We start from the raw sequence: 12,771 nt of genomic DNA, 5'->3' as shown, positions 1-12,771 counted from the left end.
CCGCGTGGACGGACCCCACGGAGACAGCCTTGGACGCGATCGATCTCAAGATTCTCGCCCTGCTGCAGACGGACGCGACGCTCTCCATCGCGGCGATCGGCGAGCGCGTCGGCCTGTCCCAGACCCCGTGCTGGAAGCGCATCCAGAAGCTGGAGGCCGACGGCGTCATCGACCGGCGGGTGGCGGTGCTCGATCCGGTGAAGCTGGGCCTCGGGCTGACGGTGTTCGTCTCCATCGAGACCGCAGACCACTCCCAGGATTGGCTGCAACGCTTCGCCGCAACCGTCTCGGCCATGCCGGAGGTGCTGGAGTTCTACCGGATGGCCGGCGATGTGGATTACATGCTGCGGGTCGTCGTGGCCGACATGCAGGCCTACGACAGCTTCTACAAGCACCTGATCGCGGTGCTGCCGCTCAAGAACGTCACCTCGCGCTTCGCCATGGAAAAGGTGAAATCCACCACCGCCCTGCCGTTGCCGGCCCCGCCCAAGAACGGCCGGCACCTGCCCGGAACCGGGCCGGTCCTTGCGGTGGTCGGAGAATGATCTTCTCTTTCTTCGCAGCGCAACGAACGTGATGTTCTAATCCTCGCCCGTTCTGCAAAACGAACGTTTCTCGATTGACACCGGCCCCGTAGGCCCCGACATGGTCACCTGATGTCACGCCAGAATCTCCTCCCGCGCACTGCCCCGTTCGGGGACGGCGAGCGCGCCAGCCTCGACGCGGTGCTCGGCGCCGCGAGCCCCACGCAGCGCGCGTGGCTGGCCGGCTTCCTGGCCGGGCTCGACGCCGCGGGCGGGCAGCCGGCCGCCGTGCCGGCCGCCCCGCCCAAGGCCGCAGCGCCGCTGACGGTGATCTACGCGAGCGAGTCGGGGAATTCCGAGGCGCTCGCCGGGACCGTCGCGAAGCTCGCGCGCAAGCAGGGCTTCAAGCCGAAGATCGTGGACTTCGCCGACCTCGACGTGGCGACCCTGCCCAAGGCCGGCAAGCTCGTCGCCATCGCGGCCACCTGGGGCGAGGGCGAGCCGCCGGCGCGCGGCGTGCGGGCCTACGGCGAGCTGATGGGGGAGGGCGCCCCGCGCCTCGACGGCGTCGAGTTCGCGGTGCTGGCGCTGGGCGACACCTCCTACGCGGAGTTCTGCGCCATCGGGAAGGCGCTGGACGCGCGCTTCGAGGCCCTGGGCGGCAAGCGCGCCGCCGAGCGGGCCGACCTCGATCTCGATTTCGAGAAGCCGGCGGCCGACTGGATCAAGGCCACGCTCAAGGCGCTGGCCCCCGCGGAGGCGGCCGACAACGTGGTGGCGGTCGATTTCGCCCGCGTCGCCGCGGGTGAGGACGACGAGGCCGAGCCGAGCCGCGAGCCGCTGGTGGTCGAGGTCGTCGAGCACGTGAACCTCAATTCCTCGCGCTCCGACAAGGAGACGATCCACCTCGCGCTGGCCTTCGAGGACGGCGCCCCGGCCTACGAGCCGGGCGATTCGCTGGAGCTCTTCCCGGAGAACGATCCGCAGCTGGTGGACGAGATCCTCACCGCCGCGGGGCTCTCGGGCGACGCGGCCCTGCGCAACGCGCTCCTCGCCGAACGGGACATCACCACCCTGTCGGCCGCCACGATCGAGCGCTTCGTGAAGGCCACCGGCCACACGGACGCGCAGCGGCTCATCGAGAGCGGCGAGGCCAAGGCCTGGATCGAGGGCCGGCACCTGATCGACCTGATCGCGACCTTCCCGGCGACGCTGACGGCCGAGCACCTCACCGCCATCACCCGGCCGCTGCCGCCCCGGGCCTACTCGATCGCCTCCTCGCGGAAGGAGGTCGGCGACGAGGTCCACCTCGCCATCGTGGCGGTGCGCTACGAGACCCACGGCCGGGCCCGCTCCGGGGTCGCCTCGGTCCACGTGGCCGACCGGATCCGCGACGGCGCCAAGCTGCGCGTGCGGCTGAAGCCGAACCGCCATTTCCGCCTGCCGCAGGACCCGGCCACCGACATCATCATGGTCGGGCCGGGCACCGGCGTCGCGCCGTTCCGCGCCTTCGTGCAGGAGCGCCGCGCCATCGAGGCGCCCGGCCGGTCCTGGCTGTTCTTCGGCGACCGCCACTTCCTGCACGACTTCCTCTACCAGCTCGAATGGCAGGAGGCCCTGGAGGATCGGTCGCTCACGCAGATCGACGTGGCCTTCTCCCGGGACCAGCCGGAGAAGGTCTACGTGCAGGACCGGATCACCCATCACGCGCGGGAGCTGGTCTCCTGGCTGGACGGCGGCGCCCATTTCTACGTCTGCGGCGACGCCAAGAACATGGCCAAGGATGTCCGGAACGCGGTGGTGAAGGCCTACGAGACCGCCAAGGGCCTGAGCCCGGCCGAGGCCGAGGCGCAGGTCGCGGCGCTGGAGCGCAGCCACCGCTACCAGCAGGACGTATACTGAGACACACGGAACCCTCCCCCCTCCGCGGGGGAGGGTGCCTGCGGAGCAGGCGGGAGAGGGGAGCGCGACGGTTCAGGATGAATCGCCCGTCGCGACATCTCCGGTCCCGGCGCTCCCCTCTCCCGACCCTCGCTCACGCGAGGGCCACCCTCCCCCGCAGAGGGGGGAGGGAGGTCACGCGGCAAGCGGTTTGATCATTTGAAGACGAACGCCCATGACTGACACCAAGCGCGTCTACGAGACCCCGCCGACCGAGCGGCCGATCACCGATGCCGAGGCCGCCCGGGCGGCCCAGCTCGCGGCGAACGAGCACATCAAGATCGCCAGCGGCTATCTCCGCGGCACCCTGGCGGACGGGCTCCTGAAGCACGCCACCGGGGCGATCTCGGAGGATGACGGGCAGCTCGTGAAGTTCCACGGGATGTACCTGCAGGACGACCGCGACCTGCGCCCCGAGCGGACCAAGAAGAAGCTCGACAAGGCCTACAGCTTCATGATCCGGCTGCGCATCGCGGGCGGCGTCATCAGCCCGAAGCAATGGCTGGTCCTCGACGACATCGCCCGGACCTATGCCGGGAACGCCCTGCGCGCCACGACGCGCCAGACCTTCCAGTATCACGGCGTCATCAAGTCGAACCTGAAGCGCACGATGGCGGCGATCGACGCCACGCTGCTGGACACGATCGCGGCCTGCGGCGACGTCAACCGCAACGTCATGGCGGCGACCAACCCCGCCCAGGCCGGCGCCCACAGGGCCGCCTACCAGCTCGCCAAGGACATCTCCGATTCGCTGCTGCCGAAGACCAGCGCGTGGCGGGAGATCTGGCTCGACGGCGAGCGCGTGGCCGGCGGCGAAGAGGAAGCCGAGGTCGAGCCGGTCTACGGCCGGACCTACCTGCCGCGGAAGTTCAAGACCGTGGTGGCGGTGCCGCCGTCGAACGAGGTCGACATCTTCGCCCACGACCTCGGCTTCATCGCGATCCTCGACGAGAAGAACCAAGTCACCGGCTGGAACGTCACGGTGGGCGGCGGCATGGGCATGACCCACGGCGAGCCCGACACCTTCCCGCGCACCGCCGACGTGATGGGCTTCGTGGAGCCTGAGGACGCCATCAAGGTCGCCGAGGCGGTGATGACGGTCCAGCGCGACTGGGGCAACCGCAAGAACCGCAAGAACGCCCGGCTCAAGTACACGATCGAGCGCTACGGGCTCGACGCGTTCCGGGCCGAGGTGGAGACGCGGATCGGCAAGCCGCTCGCCGCACCGAAGCCGTTTACCTTCACCAACAACGGTGACCGCTTCGGCTGGACCGAGGGCGATGACGGCCGGCACCATCTCACGCTCTACGTCCCGTCCGGGCGGATCAAGGACATCGAGGGCGGCGCGCAGTTCCTCTCGGGCCTGCGCCGGATCGCCGAGGTGCATACGGGCGATTTCCGCCTCACCGCCAATCAGAACGTGATCATCGCCAATGTCCCGGCGGAGCAGCGCGCCGCGATCGAGGCGCTGGTCGATGAGTACGGGCTCACCAAGGGAGCGGGGGCGCTGCGGCGCAATTCCATCGCCTGCGTGGCCCTGCCGACCTGCGGCCTCGCGCTGGCCGAGAGCGAGCGCTACCTGCCGGACCTGATGACCGAGCTGGAGCAGAGCCTCGCGTCCCATGGCCTCGCCGAGGAGGAGATCACGATCCGCTCCACCGGCTGCCCGAACGGCTGCGCCCGGCCGTTCATCGCCGAGATCGGCCTCGTGGGCCGCGGCCCCGAGCGCTACCACCTCTATCTCGGCGCCGCCTTCGACGGCTCGCGGCTGAGCAAGCTCTACCGGGAGGACGTGCAGGCCTCCGAGATCCGCGACACCCTCGATCCGCTGTTCGCCGACTACGCGAAGGGCCGGCAGCCGGGCGAGCATTTCGGCGATTACCTGATCCGGGCCGGGCACGTGGCCCGCACCACCAACGGCCCGGACTTCCACGAGCGGACCGGCGCCCTCAAGCCGGCCCTGCAGGGCTGAGACCCGGTCGCACGGATCCCGCAAGTCCGGGATCCGTGGGATCCGGCGGACGAGAGCCGCCGCCCCCGCGCGGGCGAACCGCACCGCGCCTCTCGCGAGCCGGCCACCATCTTCCCGGGCGGGCGACGCGCTTTGCCGCCCGTGCACGCGCCCTGCCGCAGGGTCCACAGGACTGTCGCGCGGGAGATCCCGTATCGGGATGTGCAGCCTCCGCACGCTGCGGAGTCCGGGCAAATCGGCTCGGCGATCTCAAGTTATTCCAATGCGACAATGTGTCCGCTTGGTCACGTCCGGCAAGTTACGGTCGAATCCAAGCCGCATCCCGCGCACGCGCATTGAAAAATCATCGGCGCTTCGCTCAAGGATCCGTACACCCGATCGGTGCGGTTTCTCTTGAGAGCGATTATAAACTATGCCCGGGGGCCGCAGACGTACGGACAGCATTCGCCGCAAGCGCCGTGGAAACAGTCTCTCCATTGGACGTGTTTTCGCGACGACTCTGTTTTCTCTGGCGACGACTTCCGTACAGGCGGAAGTTGACGGTCCATCGGGCGACGTTGTCCTTTCCGAGCTGAGCGTCACCGGCACCGGTCCCGCGGTCGAGCGGGCCGGCAGCCCCGTCGCCGGCTACCGGGCCACGCGCTCGGCCACGGCGACCCGGACCGACACGCCCCTGCGCGACACGCCGCAATCGGTCCAGGTGGTGCCGCGGGACGTGCTGGTCGACCAGCAGGACATCCGCCTCGGCGACGCCCTGCAGAACGTCAGCAGCGTCCAGCCCGGGGGCACGATCCAGGGCCGGAGCGACACCTTCATCATCCGCGGCTTCAGAACCCAGACCTACGCCATCGACGGCGTGCTTCTGAACCAGGCCGGCAACTTCTCGACGGTCACCCGGGATCTCGCCGACGTGGAGCGGATCGAGGTGCTGAAAGGTCCGGCCTCGGTGCTGTACGGCCGGGGCGAGCCCGGCGGCCTGATCAACATCGTCACGCGTCAGCCGACGCTGGCGCCGTCCGGCGACATCAACCTGCAGGGCGGCAGCTTCGGCTTCCGCCGGGTCCAGGGCTCGGTGTCGAGCGCGATCGAGGGGGTGGAGGGCCTCGCCGGACGCCTCAGCTTCGCCGGCCAGTCCGACCCGACCTTCCGCAACTTCGGCGACCGGGACAATTCCCGGACCTTCGTGGCTCCGGCCTTCACGTGGAACCCGAGCCCGGATACCCGGGTCTCGTTCGTTGGCGAGTTCACGCGGCTGGATTCGCAGTATGACGAGGGGCTGGTCGCCCGGAACGGCGGCGTCCCGCTCGACAATATTTCACGCTACTACGGCGAGCCGTTCTCCCGCTACAACGGCACGGCGAATTTCGGCCTGCTGAAAGTCGAGCATGACCTCGACGAGAACATCACGCTCCGCGAAGTCCTCAACGCCCAATGGGGCGGCTTCAACTTCCTGGCGACACGCGCGACCGGGCTCGCCAGCCGCAACACGCTGGTGAGCCGGCGCGAGACCGCGGGCTACTCGACCTACGCCTCCGTCGACAGCCAGACCGAGATCGTGGCGAAGTTCGACCTGCTGGGCTTCCGGCACACCGTGCTGGCCGGGATCGAATACAGCAACGGCTACCGGCATTCCTACACGACGCAGAGCACCAACTACCCGTCGGTCAACTTCCTGAACCCGGTTCCCGGATCCGCCATCGTCGGCCTCCAATTCCAGTCGGATCTGAAGCAGAAGAACGAGCTGAACGGCCTCTACGTGCAAGACCAGATCGATCTCGGCCTCGGTCTGCAACTGTTGATCGGCGTCCGTTACGATACCGGCACGCAGTATTATTTCAGCCGCATTCCGACCTCGCGCACGATCCCACCCGAACAGCAATTGTCCGGCACCTCGCCGCGCGTCGGCCTCGTCTACCGGCCGGTGGATCCGCTGACGTTCTATGCAAGCTACACGACCTCGTTCAAGCCGCAGACCGCCAACATCCTCAACGTCACCAACCCGCCCCCCGAAACCGGCGAGCTCTACGAGATCGGCAGCCGGCTCGACCTCACCCCCGACCTGACCCTGTCGGCGGCCGCCTTCCGCATCACCCGCAACAACGTGTCGGGGACCGACCCGAACAACAGCCTCTACTCGGTGATCACCGGCCAGCAGCGCTCGGAGGGCGTGGAGGCCGACCTTGCCGGCCAGATCCTGCCTGGGTGGAAGGTGATCGGCGCCGTCAGCTTCCTCGACGCGCAGATCACCAAGGATCAGGTCTACCCGGTCGGCAACCGCCTGCCGGGAGCGCCGTCCTTCAGCGGCAGCATCTGGTCGACCTACGCGTTCCAGGAGGGTTTCCTGCGCGGCTGGAACGTCGGGGCCGGGATCACCTATGTCGGACGGCGCACCGGCGACCTCAACAACAGCTACACGGTCGGCGGCTATGCCCGGCTCGACGCCGCCGTGTTCTACGACTTCGGCGAGCACGCCCGGTTCTCGATCAACCTGCGCAACCTGACCGACAGGCGCTACATCGAGCAACCCTTCAGCCCGACCGACAATCTCCCCGGCGCGCCGTTCTCGGTGCTGGCGACGATCACCGCGCGGCTGTGAGCCGGGTCGGATCGGGGACGATCAGGGTTTCAAAAGAGCGAGCCCTTGTGCGGGTCCAGGGCGGAGCCCGGGTCTCTCAGGGGCTCCGCCCCCGAACCCCGCCGAAGGGCTCGCCCTTCGGAAACCCGGTCTTCGCCCCCGGCAGGACGCTCCGGCGCCGCGTATCCGCGCGGCGACGCAGGACGTAGAGGGTCAGGCCGGTCGCCGCGAAGCCCGGCAGGGCCAGCGCCGCGAGGCAGAACAGCAGGGTGAACGGGGCGCCGAAGAAGCGGCCGCGATGGACCTCCAAGATGTTGTCCAGGATCCGCCGGCCCAGCGGCGCGTCGGCGGCGCGCTCGGCCGACAGGAGCGCCCCCGTGGCGGCGTCGTAGCGCGCCTCGTTGCGGGCGCTCGGATCATCGACGCCCTTCGAAAACCAGCGGATCCGGATCGCCTTCGCGTCGAGGTCCGGCAGGGTCAGGGTCGCGACCCCGGCCTCGCGCCCCGCGCCGGACCGGAACGCCGCCCAGGCGCGGTCGACGGCCGCCGGCCCGGATGCGTCGCCCGGCGCCTCGGGGGCAGCCCTGCGGCCGGCACGGGCGGGCTTGCCCGCGGCCCGGTCGCCCACCAGCAGCCACGTGGCGGCGTCCTTGACCGACGGGTAGGACCACGTCAGCCCCGTCAGCGCGGCGACGAGGTAGACCGGCAGGAACCACGTCCCGGCCACGGCGTGGAGCGACCACCAGCGCGGCCGGCCGGGGCGGGACAGGCTCGGCTTCAGCCAGATCCGCCAGCGGTGGACCTTGGGCCAGCGCAGGTAGAGGCCGGTGGCCAGGAAGGCCAGCAGCGCCAGCGTGCAGGCCCCCGTGATCGTGCGGCCCCAGCCCTTCGAGCCGCCCGGCAGCAGCAGCCAGCGATGAAGGTCCCGGATCGTCGCGAACGCCGCCTCCAGCCGCACGGGGCCCAGCACCGCGCCGTCATAGGGGTCGGCATAGAGGGCGGGCGGGCGCTCGCGGGTCTCCGGATCGCGGGCGAAGCGCACGGCGACGCTGGCATGCGGGTCGTCCGACAGGGTCAGCGCGCTCACCCGGCGGCCGCCCGCCCGGGCCTCGATCCGCGCCGCGAGGGCCGCCGGCGGGAGCGCCGCGCGATCGCCGGCGACCACGGCCAGACGGTCGCGGTTGGCGAAGGCGGTGATCGCCTCCTCGTAGCTCATCAGCGCCCCGGTCAGGCCCATCAGGGCGAGCACGAGACCGGCGGTGAGGCCGAGCGCCCAATGCAGGCGGAAGAGCACGGTCCGGGGGGAGGGAATCGGCAGCGTCATGGCGGTGCCGGCTGCCTACCAGTTTCCGGCCAAGCTGACGACGCCGCGGGACGCATGGGCCGTGGCCGGGCCCCCCGGTCTCAGGTGATCGGCGCCGGGTTGAACAGGGTCAGGTCGTTGAACAGGCCCCAGCGGTCCGACCAGGGCTGCTTGCGCCCGCTCGCCACGTCGAGGATCAGGTGGAACAGCTCCCAGCCGACCGCCTCGATCGTAGCCTCCCCGGTGGCGATCCGGCCGGCATCGAGGTCGATCAGGTCGGACCAGCGCTCGGCGAGCTCGGTCCGGGTTGCCACCTTGATCACCGGGGCCTGGGCGAGACCGTAGGGCGTGCCGCGGCCGGTGGAGAACACCTGCAGGGTGATGCCCGAGGCGAGCTGGAGCGTGCCGCAGACGAAGTCGCTCGCCGGCGTCGCGGCGAAGATCAGGCCTTTTTCGCGCACGCGCTCACCGGGAGCCAGCACGCCGGAGATCGCGCTCGTGCCGGACTTGGCGACCGAGCCCAGGGCCTTCTCGACGATGTTGTTGAGGCCGCCCTTCTTGTTGCCCGGGGAGGGGTTGGCCCGGCGGTCGGCCTCGCCCTTGGCGAGATAGGCATCGTACCAGGCCATCTCGCGGATCAGGGCCTGGGCGACCTCCGGGCTCTTCGCCCGCGGGGTCAGGAGATGGATCGCGTCGCGCACCTCCGTCACCTCGGAGAACAGCACGGTGGCGCCGCTGCGCACCAGGAGATCGGCCGCGAAGCCCAGCGCCGGGTTGGCGGTCACCCCCGAGAAGGCGTCGCTGCCGCCGCATTGCAGGCCGACCACCAGGTCGGCGGCCGGGCAGGTCTCGCGGGTGCGCCGGTTCAGCACCTCCAGGCGGGCCTCGGCCATCGCCAGGATGCTGTCGAGCATGGCAGAAAAACCCCGGTGGCGCTCGTCCTGGAGGCGGACCACCCCGTTCCCGGCCGCGCCGTTGTCAGGCAGCAGGCGCTCCGAGACGAGCTTCTCGCAGCCGAGGCCGACGACCATGACCTCGCCGCCGAAATTCGGGTTCTGCGCGAGGCTCTGGAGGGTCCGGATCGGCACGACCGCCTCGGGGGCGTTGATGGCGACGCCGCAGCCATAGGCGTGGGTCAGGCCGACCACGTCGTCGACGTTGGGGTAGCGCGGCAGCAGCTCCTGCTTGATCCGCCGGATCGCCACGTCGAGGGTCCCGGCGACGCATTGCACGCTGATCGAGATCGCCAGGATGTTCTTGGTACCCACCGACCCGTCGGGGTTGCGGTAGCCCGCGAAGGTGTAGCCCTCGAGCGGGGGCAGGGGGGCCGGCACCCGCGTGGCCAGGTCCAGGGCGTCGAGGGCGGGGGCCAGCGGCGTTGCCACCCGGGATTCCTCCACCCAGGCGCCCCGCGGGATGTTTTGGGTGGCGATGCCCACCACCTCGCCGTAGCGGCGCACGTCGCCGCCCTCGGGGATGTCGGTGAGCGCCACCTTGTGGCCCTGCGGCACGAACTCGACGAGCTCCAGCCCGTCCGGGAACACCGTGCCGGCCGGCAGGCCGAAGGCGTTGACCACGATCGCGACGTTGTCCCGTTCGCTCAGGCGGATCGTGCGCGGCAGGTCGCCGGACGGGCGCTCGCGGGACGGGGCTTCGCTCTCGGCCTGCATCGCCATCCCCTCAACTTGGCGTCCGAAAACGCCCGGCCAAAGCCTCGGCGTTGCGGGCGAGCAGCCCCATATCGGACCCCACCGCGGTGAACCGGGTGCCGGCGGCGATGTAGCGCTTGGCCAGCTCCTCGCTCGGGGTCAGGATCCCGGCCTGCTTGCCGGCCTTCCCGATCCGGGCGACCGCGTCCTCGATGGTGCGGACCACCTCGGGGTGACCCTGCTGGCCGAGATAGCCGAGGCTTGTGGAGAGGTCGCCGGGGCCGATGAACACCCCGTCCACGCCCTCGACCGCGGCGATCGCGTCCAGATTGTCCAGGGCACGGCGCGATTCGACCTGCACCGCCACGAAGATCTCGGCCTCGCAGCGGGTGTGGTAATCGGGAATGCGGCCGAACCGGGCGGCGCGGGGCGCCTGCGAGAAGCCGCGGATGCCCCGGGGGGCGTAGCGCGTCGCCGCGACCACCCGCCGGGCCTGTTCGGCATCGTCGATATTGGGGATCATCAGCGACTGCGCGCCGGCATCCAGGATGCGCTTGATGGTGATCGGATCATCGCTCGGCACCCGCACCATCGGGTGGGTGGGGCCCTCCATCATCGCCTGGAGCTGGGCGTAGATGTCCCGCAGGTCGTTGGCCGAGTGCTCCATGTCGAGGAGCAGCCAGTCGAACCCGGCCCCGGCGACGATCTCCGTGGAGATCGGGCTGGCGAGGCTGCACCACAGGCCGATCTGCTGGCGCCCCTCGGCGAGCGCCGCCTTGAAGCGGTTGGTGAGGCTGTCCATCGCGAGTCCCTCCCTGGGCACCGGGCGTCTGCGCGCCGTCCGGTGCCATCAGGCGCAGCCTTCCGCCCCGAGGTCAAAGCCAAAGGCTGGATCGATCGATGCGAGCGCGGCATCGATGCGCCCGTTGGGATCAGCCGGCCGGCATGTCCGACAGGATCGAGACCAGCTGCGCGATCAGGGGATCGTCCGCATCGCGCCGCCAGGCCAGGAGCAATTCGACCGGCCGCGGCGCGGACAGCGCGAGCGGGCGGAACACCACATCCGCGAAGCGCAGGCGCTCGGCCGCCGCCGGGACCAGGGCGATCCCCACCGCGGCCCGGACCAGGGCCAGGATCGAGTGGATCTGCGTCAGCTGCTGGACGATCCGCGGCTGGATCCCGGTCTCGACGAGCAGGTCGCGGGTGAGATCGTGGAAGTAGCGCGCCTCGTTCGGCGCGTAGCCGATCAGCGCCGCGCCACCGAGATCGCCGGGACTGAGCCGGTCGCGCGGCGCCAGGGGATGGGCCGCCGGCAGCGCGACCACCAGGGGCTCGGCCAGGACCCGGATCGCGGTCAGGTCCGGATGCGTCACCGGCGGACGCACCAGCGCGGCGTCGATGCGGCCGGCCAGCAGATCCGCGATCTGATCCTTGCTCACCATCTCGCGCAGGGCGAGGGTGACGTCCGGCAGCGTCCGCCGGACCGCGGAGACGAGGCAGGGCAGGACGTCGTAGGCCGAGGCCGCCGTGAAGCCGAGCTTCAGGACGCCCGCGCGTCCCGCCGCGACCTGCCGGGTCACATGGGTCGCGGCCTCGGCGAGGCGCAGGATCCGCTGCGCCTCGGGAAGGAAGCTGCGCCCGGCCGCGGTCAGCCGGACGGAACGGCTCGTGCGCTCCAGGAGCCGGACGTCGAGGATCCGTTCCAGCACCTGGATCTGCCGCGACAGGGGCGGCTGCGTCATGTTCAGGCGGGCCGCCGCGCGTCCGAAATGCAGCTCCTCCGCGACGGCCGCGAAGCACCGGAGCTGGCTGAAGTCGAACATGGGGGCTCCGGTGCGCGCCGCGATGCGGGCCGGGAGCATAATCCGTGGCCACCGCCGCGTCCCCGCGGCGACGTCCAGTCAGGTCAGGCCGTGTACCGGTGGATTCGGCACGGCCACGACACGCCGTCCGGTCAGCAGCTCAGCCGGCGGCCTTCCCGACGCCCGAACGTGCGGTAATGCGCGGCCCCGGATTCCATCTGGCCGTTGGCGATGGCGCGGCGGACATCCGGATTGCAGCGCAGGTACTCGCGCTCGTCGAACTCGAAGGTGGCGCGCCCGCGATACTCGTCCCGGTCGCGATAGCCGCGATCCCGGTACTCGTCCTCGCCGCGATCCCGATAGACGCGGTCGCGGCCGCGATCGCCGTAATCCTCGTAATCGGGACGGGGCTGCGCCGAGACCGGGCCGACCACGCCCAGGATACCGAGGCTCACCGCGGCCGCTGTCAGAAGCGCCTTCATTGTTCCAGATCCTTCTTCCGGTGGCGTGAAACGCATCGCACCGGGAATGGTTCGATAGGCTTGGCCGTGAGATCGGGGCGGGCGGCACCCGCCGATACGCGGCAGGCGGGCGGTTCGGAGGCCGGACGGCCAACCCGTGCAGTGCCGCCGCGGGGCAGGCCCCGCGGCGGATCGGCCTCACATCCGGTGCATCATGCGGTGGCGCATGTCGCGGCGCATCATGTGACGCTCCATCCGGTGGCGCATCATCCGGCGCTCCATGCGGCGGTGCATCATGCGGTGCTCCATCCGGTCCATCTGAACATGGGTGACCATGTCGGCGGGGGCAGCGGCGGCGCCGGGCCCGATCGGCGCGGCCGAGGCCGGCAGGGCGACGGCACTGCCGAAGACGGCGATCAGTGCAGCGGTGATGATCGTGGTGCGCAAGGGGGTGTCCTCTCTCGCCGCCGGTGAGGGCAGGCGTTTCCTCGAGACCGTTGGCGGGAGCAGATTCTCCCACGGGTCGGCGAGGAAGCCGCTTGCG

General features: G+C 70.4%; 10 protein-coding genes. 4 read left to right on the top strand and 6 right to left on the bottom strand.

The annotated features are described in order from the left end of the window. The first annotated feature begins 29 nt into the window (after positions 1–29). The 4 genes from AC3IF3_RS26175 to AC3IF3_RS26160 all read left to right on the top strand — a co-directional run bounded on the left by AC3IF3_RS26175 (position 30) and on the right by AC3IF3_RS26160 (position 7,033). Positions 30–545, top strand: coding sequence for an Lrp/AsnC family transcriptional regulator (locus AC3IF3_RS26175; protein WP_161393443.1), 516 nt, complete (start codon positions 30–32; stop codon positions 543–545). A 111-nt stretch (positions 546–656) separates the two neighbouring features. After that, on the top strand, positions 657–2,426 hold the full coding sequence (locus tag AC3IF3_RS26170) for a diflavin oxidoreductase (RefSeq protein ID WP_489230858.1): 1,770 nt from the start codon (positions 657–659) through the stop codon (positions 2,424–2,426). 214 nt (positions 2,427–2,640) lie between these two features. Then, positions 2,641–4,437: an NADPH-dependent assimilatory sulfite reductase hemoprotein subunit gene (locus AC3IF3_RS26165; protein WP_489230856.1), complete on the top strand. Its 1,797-nt coding sequence runs from the start codon at positions 2,641–2,643 to the stop codon at positions 4,435–4,437. A gap of 412 nt (positions 4,438–4,849) precedes the next feature. Further along, positions 4,850–7,033 carry a TonB-dependent siderophore receptor gene (locus AC3IF3_RS26160; RefSeq protein ID WP_489230855.1) on the top strand — a complete coding sequence of 728 codons (2,184 nt, stop codon included), beginning with the start codon at positions 4,850–4,852 and terminating at the stop codon, positions 7,031–7,033. Positions 7,034–7,109: 76 nt separating this feature from the next. Here AC3IF3_RS26160 and AC3IF3_RS26155 read toward each other — a convergent pair whose 3' ends face one another. The 6 genes from AC3IF3_RS26155 to AC3IF3_RS26130 form a co-directional block, all read right to left on the bottom strand. Next, on the bottom strand, positions 7,110–8,336 hold the full coding sequence (locus AC3IF3_RS26155) for a PepSY-associated TM helix domain-containing protein (protein ID WP_489230853.1): 1,227 nt from the start codon (positions 8,334–8,336) through the stop codon (positions 7,110–7,112). Positions 8,337–8,416: 80 nt separating this feature from the next. Next, positions 8,417–9,985 (bottom strand): galactarate dehydratase, encoded by a 1,569-nt coding sequence (gene garD, locus AC3IF3_RS26150; RefSeq protein WP_489230852.1) that lies wholly within the window; start codon positions 9,983–9,985, stop codon positions 8,417–8,419. Between the two features lie 10 nt (positions 9,986–9,995). Continuing rightward, positions 9,996–10,766, bottom strand: coding sequence for an HpcH/HpaI aldolase family protein (locus tag AC3IF3_RS26145; protein WP_243969276.1), 771 nt, complete (start codon positions 10,764–10,766; stop codon positions 9,996–9,998). A 130-nt stretch (positions 10,767–10,896) separates the two neighbouring features. Then, positions 10,897–11,787 (bottom strand): LysR family transcriptional regulator, encoded by an 891-nt coding sequence (locus AC3IF3_RS26140; RefSeq protein ID WP_243969275.1) that lies wholly within the window; start codon positions 11,785–11,787, stop codon positions 10,897–10,899. A 131-nt stretch (positions 11,788–11,918) separates the two neighbouring features. Then, complete coding sequence (locus AC3IF3_RS26135; protein ID WP_489218902.1) at positions 11,919–12,248, bottom strand: hypothetical protein; 330 nt, start codon at positions 12,246–12,248, stop codon at positions 11,919–11,921. A 177-nt stretch (positions 12,249–12,425) separates the two neighbouring features. Then, positions 12,426–12,674 (bottom strand): hypothetical protein, encoded by a 249-nt coding sequence (locus AC3IF3_RS26130; RefSeq protein WP_243969271.1) that lies wholly within the window; start codon positions 12,672–12,674, stop codon positions 12,426–12,428. Positions 12,675–12,771: the final 97 nt, after the last annotated feature.

It is taken from the genome of Methylobacterium sp. J-118 (genome assembly GCF_057836565.1).
This window is presented reverse-complemented; position numbering and strand designations above follow the sequence as displayed.